20 protein-coding genes are annotated in these 21,261 nt (G+C 60.6%); 11 read left to right on the forward strand and 9 right to left on the reverse strand.

Annotation, left to right across the window (positions count from 1 at the left end; genetic code table 11):
* Positions 1 to 18: 18 nt before the first annotated feature.
* Positions 19 to 405, reverse strand: coding sequence for a Rap1a/Tai family immunity protein (locus ACO07N_RS23135; protein WP_421983272.1), 387 nt, complete (start codon positions 403 to 405; stop codon positions 19 to 21).
* 64 nt (positions 406 to 469) lie between these two features.
* Positions 470 to 2,815 (reverse strand): hypothetical protein, encoded by a 2,346-nt coding sequence (locus tag ACO07N_RS23140; RefSeq protein WP_421983273.1) that lies wholly within the window; start codon positions 2,813 to 2,815, stop codon positions 470 to 472.
* Between the two features lie 239 nt (positions 2,816 to 3,054).
* On the opposite strand from ACO07N_RS23140, the gene ACO07N_RS23145 reads away from it, so the two are divergent.
* The 5 genes from ACO07N_RS23145 to ACO07N_RS23165 all read left to right on the forward strand — a co-directional run bounded on the left by ACO07N_RS23145 (position 3,055) and on the right by ACO07N_RS23165 (position 9,359).
* Complete coding sequence (locus tag ACO07N_RS23145) at positions 3,055 to 3,861, forward strand: Crp/Fnr family transcriptional regulator (protein ID WP_421983274.1); 807 nt, start codon at positions 3,055 to 3,057, stop codon at positions 3,859 to 3,861.
* On the forward strand, positions 3,858 to 5,843 hold the full coding sequence (locus tag ACO07N_RS23150) for a heme lyase CcmF/NrfE family subunit (RefSeq protein WP_421983275.1): 1,986 nt from the start codon (positions 3,858 to 3,860) through the stop codon (positions 5,841 to 5,843). Before ACO07N_RS23145 ends, ACO07N_RS23150 begins: the two co-directional genes overlap by 4 nt.
* A 9-nt stretch (positions 5,844 to 5,852) precedes the next feature.
* The gene (locus ACO07N_RS23155) at positions 5,853 to 6,341 is read left to right on the forward strand and encodes a cytochrome c-type biogenesis protein (RefSeq protein ID WP_421983276.1); all 489 of its coding nucleotides are present in this window, start codon (positions 5,853 to 5,855) and stop codon (positions 6,339 to 6,341) included.
* Positions 6,338 to 7,765: a c-type cytochrome biogenesis protein CcmI gene (ccmI, locus tag ACO07N_RS23160; RefSeq protein ID WP_421983277.1), complete on the forward strand. Its 1,428-nt coding sequence runs from the start codon at positions 6,338 to 6,340 to the stop codon at positions 7,763 to 7,765. Before ACO07N_RS23155 ends, ccmI begins: the two co-directional genes overlap by 4 nt.
* 112 nt (positions 7,766 to 7,877) lie before the next feature.
* Positions 7,878 to 9,359 (forward strand): protein adenylyltransferase SelO, encoded by a 1,482-nt coding sequence (locus ACO07N_RS23165; RefSeq protein WP_421983278.1) that lies wholly within the window; start codon positions 7,878 to 7,880, stop codon positions 9,357 to 9,359.
* Positions 9,360 to 9,363: 4 nt separating this feature from the next.
* On the opposite strand, the gene ACO07N_RS23170 is transcribed toward ACO07N_RS23165, so the two are convergent.
* Positions 9,364 to 9,957, reverse strand: coding sequence for a TetR/AcrR family transcriptional regulator (locus ACO07N_RS23170; RefSeq protein WP_421983279.1), 594 nt, complete (start codon positions 9,955 to 9,957; stop codon positions 9,364 to 9,366).
* 109 nt (positions 9,958 to 10,066) lie between these two features.
* Between ACO07N_RS23170 and ACO07N_RS23175 the strand changes: the two genes are divergently transcribed.
* The 5 genes from ACO07N_RS23175 to ACO07N_RS23195 all read left to right on the forward strand — a co-directional run bounded on the left by ACO07N_RS23175 (position 10,067) and on the right by ACO07N_RS23195 (position 15,890).
* Positions 10,067 to 10,765, forward strand: a complete 699-nt coding sequence (locus ACO07N_RS23175) for a PspA/IM30 family protein (protein WP_421983280.1) — start codon at positions 10,067 to 10,069, stop codon at positions 10,763 to 10,765.
* Between the two features lie 13 nt (positions 10,766 to 10,778).
* The gene (locus tag ACO07N_RS23180; protein WP_421983281.1) at positions 10,779 to 11,066 is read left to right on the forward strand and encodes a YiaA/YiaB family inner membrane protein; all 288 of its coding nucleotides are present in this window, start codon (positions 10,779 to 10,781) and stop codon (positions 11,064 to 11,066) included.
* A gap of 55 nt (positions 11,067 to 11,121) precedes the next feature.
* Positions 11,122 to 14,541 carry an acyl-[ACP]--phospholipid O-acyltransferase gene (locus ACO07N_RS23185; protein WP_421983282.1) on the forward strand — a complete coding sequence of 1,140 codons (3,420 nt, stop codon included), beginning with the start codon at positions 11,122 to 11,124 and terminating at the stop codon, positions 14,539 to 14,541.
* Between the two features lie 405 nt (positions 14,542 to 14,946).
* Positions 14,947 to 15,375: an HIT family protein gene (locus ACO07N_RS23190; RefSeq protein ID WP_421983283.1), complete on the forward strand. Its 429-nt coding sequence runs from the start codon at positions 14,947 to 14,949 to the stop codon at positions 15,373 to 15,375.
* A gap of 2 nt (positions 15,376 to 15,377) precedes the next feature.
* Positions 15,378 to 15,890: a hypothetical protein gene (locus tag ACO07N_RS23195; RefSeq protein WP_421983284.1), complete on the forward strand. Its 513-nt coding sequence runs from the start codon at positions 15,378 to 15,380 to the stop codon at positions 15,888 to 15,890.
* A gap of 153 nt (positions 15,891 to 16,043) precedes the next feature.
* On the opposite strand, the gene ACO07N_RS23200 is transcribed toward ACO07N_RS23195, so the two are convergent.
* The 6 genes from ACO07N_RS23200 to ACO07N_RS23225 form a co-directional block, all read right to left on the reverse strand.
* Positions 16,044 to 16,433, reverse strand: coding sequence for a nuclear transport factor 2 family protein (locus ACO07N_RS23200; protein ID WP_421983285.1), 390 nt, complete (start codon positions 16,431 to 16,433; stop codon positions 16,044 to 16,046).
* 97 nt (positions 16,434 to 16,530) lie between these two features.
* Complete coding sequence (locus ACO07N_RS23205; protein ID WP_421983286.1) at positions 16,531 to 16,983, reverse strand: ester cyclase; 453 nt, start codon at positions 16,981 to 16,983, stop codon at positions 16,531 to 16,533.
* A 104-nt stretch (positions 16,984 to 17,087) separates the two neighbouring features.
* The gene (locus ACO07N_RS23210; protein ID WP_421983287.1) at positions 17,088 to 17,738 is read right to left on the reverse strand and encodes a glutathione S-transferase family protein; all 651 of its coding nucleotides are present in this window, start codon (positions 17,736 to 17,738) and stop codon (positions 17,088 to 17,090) included.
* Between the two features lie 34 nt (positions 17,739 to 17,772).
* Positions 17,773 to 18,135: an AzlD domain-containing protein gene (locus ACO07N_RS23215; RefSeq protein WP_421983288.1), complete on the reverse strand. Its 363-nt coding sequence runs from the start codon at positions 18,133 to 18,135 to the stop codon at positions 17,773 to 17,775.
* On the reverse strand, positions 18,132 to 18,812 hold the full coding sequence (locus tag ACO07N_RS23220; RefSeq protein WP_421983289.1) for an AzlC family ABC transporter permease: 681 nt from the start codon (positions 18,810 to 18,812) through the stop codon (positions 18,132 to 18,134). Before ACO07N_RS23220 ends, ACO07N_RS23215 begins: the two co-directional genes overlap by 4 nt.
* A 436-nt stretch (positions 18,813 to 19,248) precedes the next feature.
* Complete coding sequence (locus ACO07N_RS23225; protein ID WP_421983290.1) at positions 19,249 to 19,953, reverse strand: SDR family oxidoreductase; 705 nt, start codon at positions 19,951 to 19,953, stop codon at positions 19,249 to 19,251.
* A 405-nt stretch (positions 19,954 to 20,358) separates the two neighbouring features.
* Between ACO07N_RS23225 and ACO07N_RS23230 the strand changes: the two genes are divergently transcribed.
* Positions 20,359 to 21,131, forward strand: a protein-coding gene (locus ACO07N_RS23230) for an IS5 family transposase (RefSeq protein WP_421980360.1) whose coding sequence is annotated in 2 segments (ribosomal slippage) — positions 20,359 to 20,695 and positions 20,695 to 21,131 — 774 coding nt in all. Because the reading frame shifts where the segments join, the coding sequence is not laid out codon by codon here.
* Positions 21,132 to 21,261: the final 130 nt, after the last annotated feature.

A 21,261-nucleotide genomic window follows, 5' to 3' on the forward strand; every position in this document is an offset into this window, starting at 1 on the left:
TGTCGTTCTCTGTTGCATTCAATTCTTGCAGGGAAAGTCCTGTTTCATGGTTTCCATGAGCGCTTCACCGGCCATCATGACCTTGCGCTTGGTAAAGTCGCTGTGCACCCAGCGCATGAACGCCCAGCGCACTTCGTCCGGAATGTTCTGTTCCGGCAGGCAGATGTCCTTGCCGTCGCCGACGGCACCGGTCACCTCCAGAGCATCGACGAAACCGATAATGTACTGTTCGCACTCGATTTCGGCGGCTTGCCCCCAACGCGCATCGTTGTCGGCTTCCTGGCACGGAGACAGGAGTTCTTCGGCGGTGTAGTTCGAGTGGATGAGCAGGACGGACCCCGGGGCCGCTGCTGCGGGTGCAGTCATCAGCGTGGCTGCGATAAGGGAAATTAGGCTGAAACGCATTGGTTCGCTCCAAGGATAAGCCGGACTGTCCCCCGCACGGCCGCGTGCGGGGGACGTGTGCGCATCATTGCGCGCTCTTCTTGTCGGCAAGGGCATGGACGGCCTGGTCCATGACGTCCTGGTGTTCCTCATTGCTGAGGAATGCCGGGCTGTTGACCTTGTTCCACAAGTCCTCGTCCGTCATGTTCTGGTGGCAGCCCATGCACAGGCCCGTGCGCTCCATCTTTTCACGCATGTCCTGCGGCAGCGGACCGGTCAGCGGCCAGTGGGATCCGACGGTGACAAGCTGCTTGCCGTCCTCCGTCACGATCCGGCTGAGGTCATGATCGAGGCTCGGCACGGCCTGTGACTGCATCTGCGTCTGGTTCGGGATGATTTCACCCGTCGCCGTTTCCAGATCCACCACGAAGCCCTTGTCATAGCCCTTCATGAACCGGCCGCCCGAGATGCCATAGCCCAGTGCTTTCGGGTTGTTGTGGCAGCTCTCGCATGTACGCGCTTCACGGCCTGCGGTGTGCGGCTGTACGGCAGCATGATCAAGCCCCTTCGTGCCACCGGCGTCCGGCGTCATCCAGGTTTCATTGTGCGCTACCGTGTTGCCGTCCTTGTCGATGACCGTCGTGATCACCTGGCAGCCGGGCATGAGCGGGCTGACGCGGCCTTCCCCGTTGATGCCGAGAGTCGGCTCTTCCCAACGCAGGTAGGAGCGTGTCTCGGCGACCTTGCCGGGGCTGGTCAGGCCATTGGTACCCATGGCGTTGTCGGCGGTCAGCCCGTTCTCGCCGCGCGAGTTGGCATTGTTGATCCAGTCGACATCGGTCTTGCCTTCCGAATAGTCCACCGTGATGTGGCAGCCGTAGCATTGCGGTGCCCAGTCGGCATGACAGGCATAGCATTCCATGCTTTCCATGTGCTTGCCAACGCTCATCATGGCGACTTCGGCATTCGGCGACTTCCAGTTTCCGTCAAGCGCGAGCTGGCGCAGGACCGGCACTTCGAAGTCGAGACCGGAGGCCGAGTGCAGGATGACCTTGTCACCGCGGCGGATGACGTTGCCGAGCGGGTTGCCGCGCGCGCTGAGCAGGTATCCGTCTTCCGGCTCGTAGACTTCCGCCATGTACTGCTCGGCGGTCACGTCGTCGGCCAGGCCGCGCGCCGTGTCGCCGATATCGGTGGCGTGTTCTTCCCCGTAGCCAAGCGGCAGTTCCCAGGGAAACTTGGAGACGGTTCCGTGGCAGTCCTCACACTCGATTTCCACCTGGGCCAGGGTCGTGCCCGGCAGGTTGCCGTCACCATGCATGTCGATCGAGGTGTGGCAATCCTGGCAGAGCATGCCGCCGGCCGGGTTGCCGTCGCGCGATTCGATGGAGTGGTGAAGATCGTCTTTGACATAGACGTAGTTCTTGGTATGCAGCTTGGGTTGCTTGCCACCTTTCTCGTTGTACGGCGACCCATAGGGGAACTCCATGATGCCCTGGTAGCTCACGCCGATCCGCTTGCCGCGGTTATGGCAGGAGTTGCAGGTCTCCGACGGAATGCCCGAATACTCGACCTCGCCGACTTTCACCTTCGACTTGCGCGTCCCCTGCATCTGGTGGGTCAGGAGCTTACCCGGCTGGTCCTTGGCGATCGTCGGGTCACCACCCTCGTAGAAACCGTCATTCGAGTAAGGAACGTGGCAGGACGAGCAACCGGCGCCCCGGAAGTCACCCCGCTTCTCACGGCCGGTCACGCCGACATGGCACCTCTGGCACTGCTGGCGCGAATAGGTGATACCGGCCAAATTGGGATGCTCGGAAATCGCGTCCACATCCACTTCAGGCACCTGTTCCATGGAACTCGGCATCTGGTCCGGATGGGCCTCGATGAAGGCGACCATGTAGTCCTTGTAGGCATCGGTGCCGACGGAGGGGACATTGCCGTCCTCGTCGACCAGGTCATAATTGCCGTAGACGGAGCGATGCGTATCGATCACGCCCCAGGACCACAGGTTGCCCTGCAGCTTGCCGGCTTCCGTGTTCATGAGAGACTTGGTCAGACGCTCGGCATAGCCGTCATGGCATTGTCCGCAGGACTTGTCGGCGATCCAGAGAGCACCTGGGTCCGGATAAAACGTGTGCGGCCCCCCGGCATCTGCCAGATCGGCCGGTGTGCCCTGGTGAGCTTCCGCTGCCGTCAGCCCTTGCGGGTTGCCGCCGTGACAGACCACGCAGCCCGCAGGGTCGCCCAGATCGGGACCCATGGCTTCGATGCTCTCCATCATCGCACCTGAGGTGAACTTCTCGATCCCTTCATGACAGGACATGCAGCCCTTTTCGGCGGCAACGGCCTGGTCGACCGTTTCGGGGACCTCTTGTGCTTGGGCCGCTCCGCACAGCAGAAGGCCCAGCGCCAGAATAAATGATCTCACGGACCCGACTCCTTTTGAGCTTAGTCGTAGCCTTGAGACCGTAGGACGGGTCACGGAAGCGGTTCCCTGACAATTCGCAGGAAAGGTCGATTACGCGTTTAAAGTTTCAATTGCGAATATTCACAATCACGAAATGATCTAGGTCATGGCCTGTTTGAACCGGCTTTTCTACGCTTCCCCCCAGCTGAGTGACAGGGGCCGGTGGGAGAGACCGTGCCGCACTCACGAGCGGGGCGCATATGAACAGTCACGACATCTCTATGGGTGGCAAGTTGGCATGCAGCGAAGCCATGTGCCGATCCAGGCTCTGCCAGCACGTCATGGGTGGCAATCTGGAAAAAAGGCACAAGGTTCTGCAGCGCGGAGACCGGCTCGGTCTGGGCGACGGTGCCTGCCGGAAAGTCTGGATCATCCTTCATGGTATGGCGGCGATCTGCTACGGGCTCGCTGATGGCCGCCGGCAGATCCTCGGGCTGGAAACGAACGGCCACATCATGTGCGGCATGAACAGCGGCGGCCAGAATGGTTCCTGGATCGAGGCCCTGAGCGAAACCGTCCTGTGCGAAATAGACCTGACAAGCCTTGGGACCGCTGCATATCCGGGCGGTCCTCGCCGGAATGGGCAACAGCTGATCACCGAACTCTTCGCTGTCATTCATCACCGGCTGGAAGCCTGCTCTGCCCACCTCGTCACCCTTGGACGGCTCGACAGCACCGAACGCGTAACGCTGTTCCTGGTCGACATGGCGAGCCGTATCGGCCGTCCCGTCGGGCAATCGCTCTATTTCGAACTGCCCATGACGCGCGAGGACATTGCCGACTATCTGGGCCTGAACACGGAGACCATCAGCCGTGTCTTCTCCCGCCTGAAGAAGAGCAGACTGGTTCAGTTTCCGTCCCGCAGCGCGATCGCCATTCCCGATCCGAAAGCGCTCGAACGCCGGTTGCCGGTCGACATTCCGGATTTTTCATCGACGAGCCACGTCAGCAACTTCCTGTCTGCGGTCAATGCGCCTCAACCCGCGCGCGATGGAGCACTCACATGATCATCGAATTCGGACATTTCTGTCTCGTTCTGGCGCTGATCGTGGCGGTCTTGCAATCCGTTGTGCCCCTCTGGGGCGTCAGGACCGACAATGCAGCGGCCATGCGCTTTGCGGACCACGCGGCGGAAATTCAGTTTCTGGCAACGGCAACAGCCTTTGCCGTGCTGACATACGCCTATGTCGTCTCCGACTTTTCGGTGCTGAACGTCGCCCTGAACAGCCACTCGGCCAAGCCGATGCTCTACAAGGTGACAGGCGTCTGGGCGAACCACGAAGGTTCGATGCTGCTCTGGGTCCTGATCCTGACGCTCTTCAGCGTGCTGATCGCCTTCTTCGGCAAGGCCATCCCGGTCAGCGTGCGTTCCATCGTCCTGGCGGTGCAGGCCATGATCGGCGTCGGATTTCTGGCCTTTATCCTGCTGACGTCCAATCCGTTCGAACGTATTGCCAATCCGCCGCTGGATGGTCAGGGCATGAACCCGTTGCTGCAGGACCCGGGTGTCGCCTTTCATCCACCCCTGCTCTATCTCGGCTATGTCGGCTTTTCGACGGCGTTCTCCTTCGCGATTGCCGCGCTTGTGCGCGGTCAGGTCGATCCGAGCTGGGCGCGCTGGATGAGGCCCTGGATTCTCCTCGCCTGGTCAGGATTGACAGCGGGCATCGCGCTTGGCAGCTGGTGGGCCTACTACGAGCTCGGCTGGGGCGGTTTCTGGTTCTGGGATCCGGTCGAAAACGCATCGTTCATGCCCTGGCTGCTCGGAACCGCCCTGCTGCATTCGGCGATCGTCGTCGAAAAGCGCGCAGCGCTTTTGAGCTGGACAATTCTCCTTGCCATCCTGACCTTCGCCCTCAGCCTGATCGGCACCTTCCTGGTGCGTTCGGGTATCCTGTCCTCGGTTCATGCGTTCGCCAACGATCCCGAGCGCGGGGTCTTCATCCTGTTTCTTCTGGCCCTTGCCATCGGTGGCGCACTCACGCTGTTTGCCCTCCGGGCCTCCGAGATCAGGGAGGGCGGAACCTTCGCGACCGTTTCGCGCGAAACCGGGCTGCTCATGAACAATGTCCTCCTGAGCGCCTGCACGGTGACGGTCTTCGTGGGCACGCTGTTCCCGCTCTTCCTGGACGTGGCGACCAGCGACAAGATCACGGTCGGTGCGCCCTACTTCAACAGGACGTTCCTGCCGATATTCGCCGGCGTCGTCCTGCTTGCGGCGATCGGCCCGTTCCTCTCCTGGAAGCGCGCCAATGTCCGCAGACTGCGCAAGGACGTCCTGGTCACGAGCCTGGTCACCGCCCTTGTCGGTATCGTGCTGCTCATTCTGTTCGGAGTGCGCGACCCGGTCAGCGTTTTCGGCGTTGCCATCGCGATCTTCCTGGGTGTTGCGACCCTGTTTGATCTTGCCAGGCGTGCCGGAGCCGGAACGGCCAGGTGGTCCAGCATACCCCGCCGGCTTGCAGGCCTGCCGCTGTCCGCATGGGGCCTTTGCCTGGGTCATCTCGGCCTGGCTGTCGCCTCTGCCGGTGTCGTCGCCGCTTCACTCTGGAGCATCGAGGAAATTCAGACCGTGACACCGGGCATTCCGGTTGACGTCGGCTCCTATCAGTACACGCTTGCCGGGGTCGAAAACGGCATGGGACCGAACTACCGCACCTCCGTTGCAACGGTTAGGGTCAGCAGAAACGGCCAGGAAGTCACCACCCTTCATCCGGAACGCCGCTGGTACCCGGTGGAGCAGAAACCAACCACGGAAGCCGGCATTGAAACGCGCTGGCATGGCGATTTCTACGCCGTGCTGGGCGATCCGGCCGCAAACGGCCAGTTCGTGACCCGCTTCTACTACAATCCCGGGGTTCCCTGGATGTGGCTGGGAGCGTTCCTGATTTCGATATCCGGTCTTGTTTCCCTCGCCGACCGGCGGCTGCGCCTTGGGGTTCCAACACCCTCGCGCAAGGCGTCCCTGCACCCCCAACCGGCGGAATAGGAGGTAGTGATGCGCGCTCTGTTCGGGTCATTCCTTGCCGGATTGCTGTCGATCCTGGCCATACTCGCAATGCTGTCCGGTCCGGCCCTGGCGGTTGACGGTGACGAGATGTTTGCCGATCCGGTCAGGGAAGCACGTGCGCGGGATGTCGGACGCCAGCTGCGATGCCTCGTCTGCCAGAACCAGTCGATTTTCGATTCCAACTCGGGCCTCGCCAAGGATCTGCGTGTTCTGGTCAGAACGCGCATGACCGAGGGCGATTCGGATGCCGAAATCCTCTCCTACATCGCCGACCGCTACGGCGACTACGTGCTGTTACAGCCTAGATTTTCAATCGGCAACGGCATTCTCTGGGCGGCGCCCATCCTGGCCCTGCTGTTCGGACTCGGCGCGATGCTGCTTTACCTGAAGTCGCGCGGCACGGGCCGCCCGGACGTTTCCTTGACTGAAAACGAGCGCGAAGCCGCGCGCAAACTTCTGCAGGAAGGACGGCCATGACCATGTTCTGGATACTCTCTTCAACTGCTCTTTTTCTGTGCGCTGCTTGGCTGGCCTATCCCTTCCTGCGAAAAACGGAGATAGAGCGCGATGAAACCGACGCAGCGCTCTCCATCTATCGGGATCAGGCCGACGAAATCCGGCGCGACCTGGAGTCCGGTCTGATTTCGAGACAGGAATCCGATGCCGCCCAGCGCGAGATCGAGGCCCGGGCGCTGAAAGCAGCGCGCCATTCGGTGGGCGGCATGTCGGTCACCCGCAGATCCCCCCTGACAGCAGGTGTCGTCGTTGCCGCGCTCATTGCCGGCTCTGCATCAGGTTATGCCTGGCTCGGCACGGCAGGAGCCGAGGACCGCCCGCTGGCTGCCCGCAAAACGGAGGCACTTGTGCAAAAGGCGCAAGCCGGAGATATCGGCAGCCGGATCGAGCTCCTCGTCGAAACGGTGCAGAAACATCCGGACTCCTTCGAAGACTGGTGGCTGCTGGCAAGAAGCTACGCGGCGACCGGCGACAATGCCTCCGCCGCCGATGCCTACCGCCGGGCCGCGGAGCTTTCCGGAAATGATCCGGGTGTCCTGTCCGCCTATGCCGAGGCCATGACGCTTGCGAACGGCAACAAGGTGCCACAGGCAGCAAGGATCCTGTTTCAGCAGATCCGCGCCGAAACGGGCGATCCGCGTGCGCGCTACTATCTGGCGCTCGCCAAGGCACAGGCGCAGGACTTTGACGGTGCACTTCAGGACTGGGCAGCGCTCGCCGCCGAATCCGATCCCAATGCCCCCTGGATGCCGCTCGTGAGGCGTGACATCGTCAACATGGCCCGCTTTACCGAACGCGATGTTTCGGAGTATCTGCCGGACGCCAGCCGTGCGGAGCTCAACAAGGCGGCCGGAAAACAGACGGACGCCGACCAGTTCGCGCTTCTGCGCCGGGCAACCGCCCTGGACAAACAGCTGGAGGATGATCCCTCGGATTACAAAGGGTGGCAGGAACTCGCCCAGATCCGGGCTGCGCTCGGCGATACGCAGAAAGCCAAAGCCGCTCTTGAAGCCGCCAGAGACCGCTTTGCCGCTGCCCCCTTCATCCTGTCGAAACTCGATGCGACTGCAGCTGACCTGGGTCTGGATCTGGTTCCAGGCACCAGGACCACCAACGGCCCCAGCCAGGACGACATCGCGGCAGCCCAGGAGATGTCCGCCGAAGATCAAGCCCGGATGATCGAGGGCATGGTCGCCGGTCTTGCGGCCAAGCTGGAGGACAATCCCGACAATCCGGATGGTTGGGTGATGCTCGTGCGCTCCTATTCCCACCTGGGAGAAACCGGAAAGGCCGCGGACGCAATGGCAAGGGCAAGTGCGCAATATTCAGACAATCCCGAGATCCTGGCAAAGATCCGGGAGAACGTTGCCAGTCTCGTGCAATAGAAACACGGCTCCAGCACGCGGATCGACAGACCGGTCTCGGAAACGAGATCGGTTTGCCTATATAAAGGTCCAACCGGTGCGCACCGCGCCGCCCACAATCCGGACCTTCGTGATGAATGCCAATCCGCCGCTCTTTCAATTCGACAACACCTACGCCCGCGATCTTGAGGGGTTTTATGTCGCCTGGGAAGGCGCGAAGGTCCCGGAGCCTCAGATAGCGCTGTTCAACATTGAACTCGCACAGGAGCTCGGGCTCGATGCGAAATCCCTCGACACGCCCTACGGCGCAAGAATCTTTGCGGGCATCGAAAGCCCGGAAGGTGCGTCCCCGCTTGCCCAGGTTTATGCAGGTCACCAGTTCGGCGGATTTTCACCCCAGCTCGGCGATGGACGGGCCCTCCTGCTCGGCGAGGTCATTGACCGAGACGGCAACCGGCGCGACATCCAGCTGAAGGGGTCCGGTCCGACCCCGTTTTCGCGCGGCGGCGACGGTAAGGCGGTCGTCGGCCCGGTGCTGCGCGAATACATCATCGGCGAGGCCATGCACGCGCTCGGCATTCCGACGACCCGGGCGCTTGCCGCCGTGACAACCGGAGAAACGATCTACCGGGAAGGCCCGAAGCCGGGAGCCGTCCTGACGCGCGTTGCCAGCAGTCACCTGCGCGTCGGCACGTTTCAGTTCTTCGCGGCCCGCGGCGAGACCGACAAGGTGCGCCAGCTTGCCGATTATGCCATCGCCCGGCACGATCCGGACCTGGCGGGAACGGACGACCGCTACCTGAAACTCTTTTCCGGTGTGATGCAGCGCCAGGCCGACCTGATCGCGCGCTGGGTCCTGATCGGCTTCGTTCATGGCGTCATGAACACGGACAACACGACGATCTCCGGAGAGACGATCGACTACGGCCCCTGTGCCTTCATCGATGCCTACGACCCAGCGGCCGTGTTCAGTTCGATCGACCATGGCGGGCGCTACGCCTTTGGCCGGCAGCCGGTGATCGCGCAATGGAACCTTGCGCGTCTCGCCGAGGCCCTGCTCGCCCTGATCGATCCGGACGATCTCGACAAGGCCGTCGAACGGGTCAGCGAAGAACTCGGCCGTTTTCCGGACCTCTTCAAAAGGGCGTGGCTGAACGGAATGCGCGCCAAGCTCGGCCTGCGTACCGAGGCCGAAGGCGATCAGGATCTGGCAGACGCGCTGTTGGCGCAAATGCAGGAACACCGGATCGACTACACCCGGTTTTTCCGCAAGCTGTCTGATGCCGCCGCCGGTGATACCCAAAAAGTCCTTGGCCTGTTCCCGGAAGAGAACGGCTTGGAAGCCTGGCTTTCCCGCTGGCAGCAAAGACTTGATGTTGAAGCGGGCAACCCCGCAGACACAAGGAAGCGGATGAACAGCGTGAATCCGGTCTACATCCCCCGCAACCACAAGGTTGAAGAAGCGCTCGTCTCGGCGGAGGCCGGAGATTTTGACCCGGTCCATAAGCTGCTGGGCGTGCTCGCCGATCCATTTGCCGAGCGCGACGGACTGAGTGCCTATGCCGGCCCGGCGCCGGCAGAACTCGGCCCCTATCGCACATTTTGCGGGACCTGAGCAATCAGCTTCGGCCTGCCAGCCGTTCGACAAGAAACATCATCTCCTTGTCGAGCGTGTCTTCCGTGAGGCCGACAAACCGGTCCTCGAGACTGATCGCAACGAGGCCGTGAAGGGCCGCGAAACAGGTCCGGGTGCGCGCGGCGAGTGCGTCATCGTTGAGACCGGCTTCCAGCTGCTGCAGGGGTCTGGCAATGAAGGCAAGAAGATCGACGAGTTCCTGAACATGGATTTCCGGGGTCGGAACACCTTCCGCCATCTTGAGCGCAAACAGCGTGCGCCACAGGTTGCGATGCTCCTGCGCAAAGGCCAGATAGGCGCGCGCCAGCGCCTTCAACTGCTCAAGCGGATCTGAGACCCCCTCCACGGCTGCTGCCATCGCCGCCTTGATCCGCGCCAGGGTGACCGTATCGACAGCGGTTACCAGAGCGTCCTGGTCCTCGTAGTGCTTGTAGACCGAGCCGACCGAGTACCCCGCATCCGCCGCAATCTTGCGGATCTGCACCGCCTCCAGTCCCCCTGCCTCGACGGCCTTGACCGCAGCTTCCAGAACCCGCCGCTGCGTTTCCTCGCTCTTAGCCTTTTGAATGCCCGCCATTAACCACGTCCTTCGCTTAAAAGTGAACTCAGTTCATTTTTTTCTTGACCTACCCTGACTCGTATGGTTTTGTCAAATAATGAACAGTGTTCATTTTTTAGGAGACACCATGCTCGAACCGCTAATCAGCCAATTGAAGGCCCTGTTTGCCGGCACCGGCTTCACGCCGCGTGACGGCAGATCCCTGCAGGACCTTGATGCCAGTATTCGCAGCGCGGCCTTCACCGTTCGCACTGCCCAGGCAGCCCTTGCCAAGGCGAAGGCCGAACAGGCAATGGACCGCAAGCGTCTGAGACAATTGAACGGTGCGATTGAAGATCTGGAAAACCGCGCACGCAACGCCCTTCTGAAAGGCGCCGAACAGCTTGCGCGGGAAGCCGCGGAAGCCATTGCCGTACAGGAAGACGAAAAGGCCGCGCTTGAAGCATCGATCAATTCCTTCGACCAGGACCTTCTGTCCCTGACCGACCATTTGCACCGGACGCAGGCCAGATTGCGGGCACTGAAGCGCGGCGAACGCACCGCCGAAGTCCGCGAGCAAATTCACAAGGCGCATTCCCTTGGCACCGGCGCAGGACAATCGGCGCTCAGCCGCGCCGAGGAACAGCTGGAAGAGATCTCCGAACACCAGGAGCGCAACCAGCTTGCGGACCGGGAATTCGCCGAGCTTTGCCCTGCGGAGAAACCGGGCGCCCTGATCGAAAAGCTCGCGGATGCAGGTTGCGGCGCGCCGGTCAGAACCCAGGCCGAGGACGTCCTCGCCCGGCTGAAATCCGACATGCCCCTGATGATTCAAAACCAGCACTGAGAAAGGACACACCATGCAGGACACGCAGATCAGACAATCCAGCAACTGGATGATTTTCACGGCCGTCAGCTTCAGCGTCGCGGCCATCATGATGGCGCTCGGTATCTACAATCTGGAGGCCAGCTTTTCCGCCAAGGGGTTCTACGCCATGGCCTCCCTCATGCTGGTGCACACGACCGTGACCCTGACCAAGACCCTCCGGGACCGGGACGAAGCGGAGAAGCTGCACAACAGGCTCGAAGACGCCAAAACCGAGAAACTGCTGATGGACATCAGCAGGCCGGATCAGGACTGCCCCTGAAAGCCAATGCGGGCGGCCGGACCGGCCGCCCCCGCCACCGGAGAGAACAACAGACATGCGCACACCCCTGATCACGTCTAAGCGGTTCGCCCCGCTCTTCTGGACCCAGTTCCTGTCCGCGTTCAACGACAACTTCCTGAAGAACACGATGGTATTCCTGGTGTTGTTTCAGGTCGTTGCAACGGGCGGTGACACCGGCAACGCCGGCGCTCTGATTGCCCTGGCCGGCGCGATTTTCATCGCACCCTTCCTGTTCCTGTCGGCCCTTGGCGGCGAACTGGCCGACAAATACGACAAGTCCATTCTGGCCCGTCGGACGAAGGCCATCGAAATTGCCGGCGCGGGCATCGCCGTTGTCGGCATGCTGACGGCTTCGTTGACCGTCCTCTTCGCCGCCCTGTTTCTCTTCGGAGCCATGTCCGCGCTCTTCAGTCCGGTCAAATACGGGCTGCTGCCGGAACATCTGGAGACTGATGAACTGCCGCGCGCAAACGCCTGGATCGAAGCCGGGACTTTCCTGGCCATTCTCACCGGGACGATTTCCGCAGGACTAGTGTTCGCCGCCGGCGCCCCGTCGCTGATCTTCGCACCTGCCATGCTTGTCCTTGCTTTCGCCTGCTACGGCATGAGCCGGCAGATCCCGCGCTCGGCCGCGGCGTCCCCCGATCTGAAGGTGGATTGGAACCTATTCACCTCCACCTGGCGCATCCTCGGCGACCTGGCCGGCAACAGGCAGCTGTTCAAGGTGGCCCTGATGAATGCCTGGTTCTGGCTGGTCGGTTCGATCGTCCTCGCCATGCTGCCTTTGATCGTCAAGGACGTCCTGGGCGGCGACGAAAACGCCGTCACCTATTTCCTGACTGTCTTTGCCGTTTCCATCGGTATCGGCTCCGCGCTTGCCGCATGGCTGTCCGCCGGCCGCGTGGTGCTGCTGCCCGCTCCGGTCGGCACCTTGCTGATCGCCCTGTTCAGCGCTGACATTGCGTGGACCCTCTCGTCGCTGCCTGAAGCTGCGCCCGCGGCAGGCCTGCTTGAACTTCTGGGCCGCGAGGGCACCCTGCGGCTGACGGTCGACATGGCGGGTCTGGCAATCTCCGGCGCCCTTCTGGTGGTCCCGACCTTCACGGCCCTGCAGACCTGGGCGAAACCGGAGACCCGTGCGCGCCGCATTGCCGGCTCCAATGCCCTCGGCGCAGCCCTCATGGCGCTGGGAGGAATCGTGTTGGCGGCAGCCCAGAGGGCCGGTGTCTCGGTCTCCGCAATCATGGCAATGCTCAGCGGTCTGAACGCAGTGGCCGCCGTGGCCATGCTGAAAGCTCTGCCCACCAACCCGATGCGTGACGCGATTTCCATTCTCTATCGCGCCATCTTTCGCGTCGATATCAAGGGACTTGAAAACCTCGAGAAGGCGGGCGACGCCCCCATTCTGGCGCTCAACCACGTGTCCTATCTGGACGCGGGCCTCGCGCTGACGCTGACGGATCGCAGCCCGACCTTCGCCATCGATTACAACATCGCGCAGCGCTGGTGGGTACGCCCGTTCCTGACCTTGGCAAACGCCCTGCCGATCAACCCGGCCAAACCGCTTGCCACACGGTCGCTGATCAAGGTGGTGAAGTCCGGGGAACCCATGGTGATCTTTCCCGAAGGCCGCCTGACCGTCACCGGATCGCTGATGAAGGTCTATGACGGCGCCGCCATGGTCGCCGACAAGACCGGTGCGATGATCGTTCCGATCCGCATCGACGGCCTTGAAAAGACGCCCTTTTCCTATCTCAACCCGAACCAGATCCGCAAACGCTTGTTTCCCAAAGTAAAGGTGACCATCATGGAACCCAAACGTCTGGAATTGCCGGAAGACCTGAAGGGGCGCAAACGCCGTGCCGCTGCAGGCAGCTCCCTCTATCAGATCATGTCAGAGTTGATGTTCGAAACCAGCCTTGCAGCAGACAAGACCATTGTGGATCAGGTGATTGCCACCGCAAAGGAACGCGGCGGCTCGCAAACCGCTCTGGAAGATCCGCTGACGGGTCCGTTGAGCTACGGCAAGCTGCTGACCGGGGTGTCCGTCCTCGGCCGCAAGATCATGGCGCACACCAAAGGTGAAGAGACGGTCGGCATCATGCTGCCCAACGCCAACGGTTCGGCAGTCACCGTTCTGGCCACCATGTCCGCTGGCAAGGTACCGGCAATGCTGAACTTCACCGCCGGTCCGGAAAGCGTGCTGTCGGCCTGCCGCACGGCCAATGTCAGGACCGTGCTGACGTCGCGCACCTTCGTCCGCCAGGCGAAACTGGAGGATCTGACCGAAAAGCTGGCACCGCACGTGAAGCTCATCTGGCTGGACGAATTGCGCAAGGAGATCGGGCTGTTCGAAAAGCTGCGGGGTGCGCTGACCCGCAACCGTCCCCTGGTTGAGCGGAGCAGCAGCGACACGGCCGTCATCCTGTTCACCTCCGGGTCCGAAGGAACGCCGAAGGGCGTGGTGCTGACACACCGGAACATTCTGGCCAACGCAAACCAGGCGGCTTCGCGGATCGACTTTTCCGCCTCCGACAAGGTGTTCAACGTGCTGCCGATGTTCCATTCCTTCGGTCTGACAGCCGGCACGATCCTGCCGCTCGTCTCCGGTGTACCGACTTTCCTCTATCCGTCTCCCCTGCACTACCGGATCATTCCGGAGCTGATCTACAGCTCCAATGCAACGATCCTGTTCGGCACGGACACGTTCCTGAACGGCTATGCGCGCGTGGCCCATGCCTATGACTTCCGCTCCCTGCGCTACTGCTTTGCAGGCGCGGAGCCGGTAAAGCAGTCCACCCGTCAGATCTACATGGACCGCTTTGGCGTCCGCGTTCTGGAAGGCTACGGCGTCACCGAAACCGCACCGGTCATTGCCCTGAACACGCCGATGTTCAGCAAGCCGGGCACCGTCGGCAAACTCATGCCCGGCATGCAGGCACGCCTGGAGCCCGTACCGGGTGTCGAGGACGGCGGACGGCTGCTTGTTTCCGGCCCGAACGTCATGGTCGGTTATCTGAAGGCGGACAAGCCCGGCGAAATCCAGCCGCTTGCCGACGGCTGGCATGACACGGGCGACATCGTCGCCATTGACGAGGAAGGCTACATCACCATCAAGGGGCGGGCAAAACGCTTCGCCAAGATCGGCGGCGAAATGGTCTCGCTGGCAGCCGTCGAGGCGGTCGCCGCCCAGGTCTGGCCCGACAATCTTTCAGCCGTTGCCGCGGTGAAGGATCCGCGCAAGGGCGAGAAGCTGGTTCTGATCACCGACTGCCCCGACGCCACAAGGGACGATTTCCTCAAGGTCGCAAAGGCGCGCGGTGCGCAGGATCTGATGATCCCGGCGGAGGTTCGCACGGTCGATGCGGTTCCCCTGCTCGGCACGGGCAAGATCGACTTTAGCGGTGTCACGAAACTGGTCACCGGTGAAGGAACCGTCCCCGACGCCGCCTGACCGGCGCCGATGCAACCAGCCAGTGTGTCCCGGGAACAGCCGGGACACACGGCTCTTGCCCCGCCAAGGGATCTGAGACTAGGGTACGGCCTCATAAAGGAAGTCAATTTGGTTCGGATCGTTTTGACCAGCTGCAAGGAGCGGTGGCGCAGGAAATGTGGTGCATTTTCAAGCCTTTCGTGACGATGCAGATGACCGAAACGGCCAAATCCAAAGGATGGCAAAATGGCTTAACCTCGCAGCGTCACCGCACTTGACCGGGCATAAAGCCCGCTCTGCGCACGCTTCCTCGCGAGATCTTGCCATTTCTGCTGCCAAATCGGCTTCATTTATGAGCCCGTACCCTAATCTCCACCAGCGGTGGCCGGCACCGTTCGATTGATTTCAAGTGAGGATTTGTCCCGAATGACCACCCCCGCCTATGACGACCAGAACGTGTTTGCCAAGATCCTGCGGGGCGAACTTCCGAGCCACAAGATCTATGAGGACGAAAAGACCCTCGTGATCATGGACATCATGCCGCGCGGCGACGGACATATCCTGGTCATTCCCAAGGCCGCATCGCGCAATATCCTGGATATCGAACCGGACGACCTGAACGCGGTCATGGCAACGGTCCAGAAGATGGCGCGCACGGTCATCGAGGCCTTCGGCGCGGATGGCACGACCATCCAGCAGTTCTCGGAACCCGCCGGCGGACAGGTCGTCTTTCATACCCATGTCCACATCATCCCGCGCTTTGACGGTGTTTCGCTCAGACCGCATACCGGCGAGATGGCCGACAACGACATTCTTGCCGCCAATGCGGAGAAGATCCGGGCGGCCCTCGCCTGAGCGTGACGCGGTCCGGCAAAACGATCCGGCTGTTCACCTTTCAGCGAACGCCGGTTCTGGACCTTTTTGACGCCGATGGATGCTACCGGCCGACCTGGGAAGGAACCGGTATCGCCGGCAGGCACAGAATTGCGTATGAATTTGTCGGCAGACACATGTGCGAGATCGGCCTGTCGGACGGCCTGACGCCGCCTGTCTGGGCGTTCGAGGCAGACCCCGGCGAACTCGGCCTGCTCGCGACGATGCTCCTGTCCGATCACGAGCTTTCGCGATCCGACTATGTCACGCTGGAGCTAAACGTTCCTGAGGACCTGATCCTGCGCACCTCCTACGGTGCGTGGTGCGAGCTCTATTTTTCCTGTCTCGAGACCGGACGGATCGAGGACGACGGCAAGTGGCTGGACTGCAGTCCGGTCGACGAATATCCATCACATACGGCGCAGGCCATCCTGCCATATGTTCTGAAAAAATGGATCTTGAGCGTCGAGCCGCTGAAGGCTCCCTCGCTTGATTGATATGTTAAATTTAAGTGGTTTATTAATAAATGTACCGTAACGTTAATTAGCGATCCCCAAAATCGCTTCGCAACCTCGTGAGCGTTTCTCCGTGTACCCTATCCACGTTCACGAGGTTGCATCTTCACTTACTTCCAACCTCAAGGAAACTGGTCATCTTGCCCGGGCTGCCGCCGCGGTGTCGTGGTACTCGTGCAGTTCCACAACACGGTCGTCTTTCACGGTGAAGAACAGCGCCAACTCCGTTTCACGGGAGACGCCGGTGTGGCGGCTCGTCATCTTCACACTGATCTGCGTTGCCGCGCGATTGCCTGAAACGATGATGTCCGTCAGACGGTATTCATCGATCTGCCAGTCCGCCTGTATCTGCCCGATTGTATTCCAGAAAGCGTTCTTGCCGGTGCAATCGGCGCAATAGGGACCGGTTTCCACATCGGCGTGGATGCGATAGCGGATGTCATCGTGCAGAAACGAGGAGACGGTTTCGGCATCTCCGCGGTTGTAGCACTCGATCGCCGTGCGAACGACTTCTTCGGTTGTCATGGATATTTCCTCGCAACATTTAAATTCAGATAATTCCGAAATGCTGGAGCCGGGCTCATGGAGCATTGACGCACCCCGGCCCGGCTGCGCCGCGCCGCTAATCCGGGCAATTGAGGCAACGTTCGAACGTTCCCTTATCCAGCGAGCCAAGCTGCTGAAACAGGCTCAGGAAATCAAAATGATTGAAGGCATCGATGATCTGATCGTTCGAAAAACGCCCATAGACCGTGCCCGTCATTCTCACGCGCTCGCCTGACTTGCGCGAGGTGCCCTGAAACTCACACAGCGCGCAAAGCCACTCGCCGGAGGCGATACTGCGCTTGATGTCGATCTTGACGTCCTTCACAAGGTTGAGCAGAGCCCTTTGAAAGACCTTGAACTCTTCCGGGCCAAGCATTTCGTGTTCAGTAAACCCGTCATCGCCGTCTCTGGTCTGGGCTCCCAGACCAACAGCCCGACCGTCCGGAACGAACATTTCTTCAATGGCCGTTTCATCCTCTTCGCTCCAAACGCGCCGGAACCAGGTCTCAAGAATTTCAAGATTTGTCATAAGAAAAAGATCCCCCCTAGTTTCAAAGCAACCAGTATGCCATGTGTGGTTGAAATTACGAAGGGGAATGTGGGAGGGTTCTAAGCCGTTCAGGAATCATGACCCTAGGAAACGCCGGCTGCCTTGGCCGCCTCTTCCTGTTCTCTGGCCAGGTTCTGGTCCTCCTGCAGTACCTTCACGGCGGCCGGCCGCTCGAAGAATCTGGCCGTATAGTCCTTGAACTCGCCGAACTCCGGCACGATGCCGAACACCATGCCCCATCGAAGCCCCATCGCCCAGAGAACATCCAGCGCGGTCAGTCTGTCGCCTAGGACATGGGGCCCTTTCGACAGTTGCTCGCGCATGTTTTCCATTACCGTGTCGAAACTCCCGTATGGCGACATCGATTGCGGCGGCTCTTCCCGCTTCAGCGCACGATCCACCAGCGCCGGCTCGAAGCAGGACGCCATGTAGACGAACCAGCGCAGATACGGCCCGCGAAGCGGATCGTCGACCGCGGGCGTCAGCCCTTTTTCCGGAAAAAGGTCCGCAAGATAAACGTAGATGGCGACCTGTTCGGTCACCACCGTGTCGCCGTACCGCACCGCGGGGACTTTTCCGGCCGGGTTGATCGACAGGAAGCCGGGTTTCCTGTTTTCTCCCAGCTTGAAGTTCAGGACATTGAGGATGTAGGGCGCGCCCAGTTCTTCGAGCAGGACACGCACACCCGTCGCGCGGGTCTGCGGGGCATAAAAGAGTTCCACTTGCTGTGCCATGTCACGCTCCTGGTCCCGGTTCTTTCCGTACTCTCTAGCCTACATGATCAACCAGCCACCAGCCACCGATCAGGAACACCTCCGCGGCAAGAACGCCGACAATGACCTTCTGCCGCGACGCGAAGAACGCCGCAAATCCGGCGCTGGATGCGGCAACGCGCAGCCAAATCGGCGTTTCGCTCAGGACGCCCTGCGGAAACAGGATCAATTTGGAGATCAGACCCGCGACAAGTGCTGTTGCGACACAGCGCACCCAGATCAGCAATTCGCTGTCTTCGCGGAGCCGCCCACTGGCAAACACCCCGATCCAGCGCCAGACATCCGTCGCAAACCATCCGGCCACCAGGATCATCACATAGGGCCACCACCAGGCTTCGTTCGCAAGGGTCTCGGTCATGACAGCCCCTTCCGGAAGATCTTCATGCCGAAAAAGGCCGCTGTCCCGCCGATCAGCCCGGTCCACAACAGGTCAAGGCCCGGCAGATACAGATAGACAACCGGTCCCAGAACGAGCCCGACCACCATCGCCGCCTTGTCGACATTGAGACGCGCAGCCCCCCACAGCGAGCACAGGAAATAGACCGGCGTCACCAGGACCAGCGCACCGGCGACAACATCCGGCAACCGTTCCACGGCCATGTACGCAATGCCTGTCATGCAGAAAACAAAACTCGTGACGCCGGACCCGAACCCGGAAAAATACGGCAGACGCGCCGCGCGCGGCAGCTCCGGCAAGGTGCGCATGGCGAACACCCAGGCCGTGACCGCCACGAAATGCGAGGCGATCAACAGGTGCCAGGTTCTGGTCTTCCCTGGCACCTTGACCATCGGCATCAGCGCCATGGTCATCGGCATCAGACGGACGGAAGCCAGGGCAACGGCAATGGCCGCCGGCACCAGCCCCATGCCGGACGTGAGGGCGCCGGTGAGAACCACAATGGAAGGCAAGGCCCAGATGAGGCCGGTCATGGCCAGCGTTTCGCCAAGCGACAGGCCGTTCTCGCGCGCCAGTCCGGCAAATCCGACAAAGGCCGCCGTCAGGATCAGCGCCGGTATCGAAATCGACGCACGCATGCCCAGAAAGAACCATTCTCTCCCGGTTCGCGCCGGAAGCTCAGGCGGGGGCGTTTGCGCAGTTCCTTCAGGAACGGTCATGGGAGGGGCACTCGAGACTCAAAGATAATAAGGCAGCCTTACATTTTTCCACACAACGAGTCCAGACCGCCGCCAATCACACGCGAGAATTCCGCAGCGCCGGAGGGCGTTTATCCTTTGTCAACGATGGCGGCACCGCCCCACAACCCCTGCCCGCATTTTGCCAAAATCACCACATTGGATTGAAGCTGAGAAGTGGCAATCAGAGGGTTCCAAGGTGGCGGGAAATGTCTTGATCAATGCTTTGTTTTGCGCGGCACTTCTGTGGCTGCGCGCGCAACTCGACTATGCCCAGGGCAAACGCCCTGTCCGGCCGCGCGCATTGGGCAATCTTTACTGACGCCAGCCGGCTGCGTCACACCGACCGCGTAAGCCCGCCATCAATACGGATGTTCTGACCTGTGATGTAGGCGGCCGCGTCGCTGGCGAGATAGGAAATCAGTCCGGAGACCTCGCCGGATCGGCCATAGCGGCCCATCGGGATGCGCGCGCGCCGGTCGTCCTTTTCCTGAAGACTGTCGATGAAACCGGGAAGGATGTTGTTCATCCGCACGTTCCGCGCGGCGAACTTGTCGGAAAAGAGCTTGGTAAAGCTTGCAAGACCCGCCCGGAACACGCCGGATGTCGGGAACATGGGATCGGGTTCGAACACGGCGAAGGTCGAGATGTTGAGGATCGTTCCGCCGCCCTGTTCCGCCATGATCGGCGCGACCAGGCGGCTTGGGCGGATCACATTCATCAGGTAGTAATCCATCCCCTTGTGCCAGTCCTCGTCGGAAATCTCCAGGATATCACCCTTCGGACCATGTCCTGCGGAATTCACAAGAACATCAATTCGGCCATATTCTTCGACAGATTTTTCAACAAACAACTTCAAGTTTTCGGGTTCAAGGTTTGACCCGGTAAACCCGAAACCGCCAAGCTCCTCCGCGAGAGCTTCTCCCTTCCCGGATGACGACAGGATCGCGACATTGAAACCGTCGGCGGCAAGACGGCGCGCAGCGTCCGCGCCCATTCCGGAACCGCCGGCGGTGACAAGGGCAACTTTTTTCTCGGTCATGTCCGACTCCTTTTGTTGCCCACAAACTAGAGCATTTTCCGACCAATTTGGATCATTTGACCGAGGCCCTTTTTCGCGCTGGCGAGACGGTTCGCCCGCCGCGGTGTTGCCCACCACAAGGGCGGACCAACGATGCCAGAGCGAAAAAGGGCCCGGCCAATCTTAATGCTTGTCGCTTGAATGCGTTCCACAACGGGTGAGGATATCCAGCCCCTCGGCTGCGTTGTGCCACTTGCACGATGCACCGCATAGCGCTTCGTAACCCGCCTGGCCGAATGAACCGGATATCCTCATCAAATGAACCAAATTAGTCGGAAAACGCTCTAGGTTCTGGTCAGGATTTAACGAATAGGGATTCCCTTTTGGCAGCAAATCAGATTCAAGACTGATTTTTGGAGATCAGTCATGTCTGAGACGCGTTACGAGGATGAACTGACGGACGCTCAATGGGCTCGTCTTGCACCGTTGATGCCTGGAGGGTGCCGAGGCAAACGCGGTCCACGAACGGATAACCGGCGTTTTCTGAACGCAGTCTTGTGGATCGCACGCTCGGGAGCCAAGTGGCGTTATCTGCCTGAGCGCTATGGCCGTTACGGCACGGTCAAGCAACGCTACTACGACTGGATTTCAAGAGGCGTTTTTCAAAACATCTTCAAAGCGTTGAATGAGGACGCGGACTTTGAATGGCTCAGTGTCGATGCCACCGTTGTCCGGGTTCATCAACACGCCAGCGGCGCAAGTCGCAAAAAAGGGGCTCTGAAGCCCAGGGTATCGGGCGCTCCAAGGGAGGGCTGACAACCAAGCTGCACGGCGTATGTGACAGTTTAGGGCTGCCCTTGCGCTTTGTCTCCAGTCCAGGACACCGGGGCGAGGTTCTGTTCGGGGCTGAGCTGATCAAGGGCTACAAACCCGGCTATGTTATCGCGGATCGGGCATACGATGCGGAGCATTTCCACGACGCTATTCTTGATTTGGGAGCAACACCCGTCATTCCGCCACGCCACAATCGCCTGCGGCCCCATGCTTGTGACTGGACAATCTATAAAGAACGGAACGCCATAGAGCGTTTGTTCAATAAGCTCAAACACTTCAGACGCGTCGCCACTCGCTACGACAAACTCTTAGCCAACTTCATGGGCTTCGTGACGATTGCCGCAATTCATATCCTGATCAGGTAATCCTTAATTCCTGACCAGAACCTAGGAGTTGGCGAGCGGGGTCACAAACAAAATTGTCGAATGGAATTGATGTCTGGCGGGAAGGGCTTTCGAGCAATTCAAAAAAAGCCCCGGACGAGGTCCGGGGCTT

Source organism: Roseibium sp., assembly GCF_965229775.1.
Lineage (GTDB): Bacteria > Pseudomonadota > Alphaproteobacteria > Rhizobiales > Stappiaceae > Roseibium.

What these genes read in the sequence shown, in the direction of transcription:
- ACO07N_RS23135 (WP_421983272.1), bottom strand. Translation starts at nt 405, where the DNA reads ATGCGTTTCAGCCTAATTTCCCTTATCGCAGCCACGCTGATGACTGCA.
- ACO07N_RS23145 (WP_421983274.1), top strand. Translation starts at nt 3,055, where the DNA reads ATGAACAGTCACGACATCTCTATGGGTGGCAAGTTGGCATGCAGCGAA.
- ACO07N_RS23150 (WP_421983275.1), top strand. Translation starts at nt 3,858, where the DNA reads ATGATCATCGAATTCGGACATTTCTGTCTCGTTCTGGCGCTGATCGTG.
- ACO07N_RS23155 (WP_421983276.1), top strand. Translation starts at nt 5,853, where the DNA reads ATGCGCGCTCTGTTCGGGTCATTCCTTGCCGGATTGCTGTCGATCCTG.
- ccmI (WP_421983277.1), top strand. Translation starts at nt 6,338, where the DNA reads ATGACCATGTTCTGGATACTCTCTTCAACTGCTCTTTTTCTGTGCGCT.
- ACO07N_RS23165 (WP_421983278.1), top strand. Translation starts at nt 7,878, where the DNA reads ATGAATGCCAATCCGCCGCTCTTTCAATTCGACAACACCTACGCCCGC.
- ACO07N_RS23170 (WP_421983279.1), bottom strand. Translation starts at nt 9,957, where the DNA reads ATGGCGGGCATTCAAAAGGCTAAGAGCGAGGAAACGCAGCGGCGGGTT.
- ACO07N_RS23175 (WP_421983280.1), top strand. Translation starts at nt 10,067, where the DNA reads ATGCTCGAACCGCTAATCAGCCAATTGAAGGCCCTGTTTGCCGGCACC.
- ACO07N_RS23180 (WP_421983281.1), top strand. Translation starts at nt 10,779, where the DNA reads ATGCAGGACACGCAGATCAGACAATCCAGCAACTGGATGATTTTCACG.
- ACO07N_RS23185 (WP_421983282.1), top strand. Translation starts at nt 11,122, where the DNA reads ATGCGCACACCCCTGATCACGTCTAAGCGGTTCGCCCCGCTCTTCTGG.
- ACO07N_RS23190 (WP_421983283.1), top strand. Translation starts at nt 14,947, where the DNA reads ATGACCACCCCCGCCTATGACGACCAGAACGTGTTTGCCAAGATCCTG.
- ACO07N_RS23200 (WP_421983285.1), bottom strand. Translation starts at nt 16,433, where the DNA reads ATGACAACCGAAGAAGTCGTTCGCACGGCGATCGAGTGCTACAACCGC.
- ACO07N_RS23205 (WP_421983286.1), bottom strand. Translation starts at nt 16,983, where the DNA reads ATGACAAATCTTGAAATTCTTGAGACCTGGTTCCGGCGCGTTTGGAGC.
- ACO07N_RS23210 (WP_421983287.1), bottom strand. Translation starts at nt 17,738, where the DNA reads ATGGCACAGCAAGTGGAACTCTTTTATGCCCCGCAGACCCGCGCGACG.
- ACO07N_RS23215 (WP_421983288.1), bottom strand. Translation starts at nt 18,135, where the DNA reads ATGACCGAGACCCTTGCGAACGAAGCCTGGTGGTGGCCCTATGTGATG.
- ACO07N_RS23220 (WP_421983289.1), bottom strand. Translation starts at nt 18,812, where the DNA reads ATGCGTGCGTCGATTTCGATACCGGCGCTGATCCTGACGGCGGCCTTT.
- ACO07N_RS23225 (WP_421983290.1), bottom strand. Translation starts at nt 19,953, where the DNA reads ATGACCGAGAAAAAAGTTGCCCTTGTCACCGCCGGCGGTTCCGGAATG.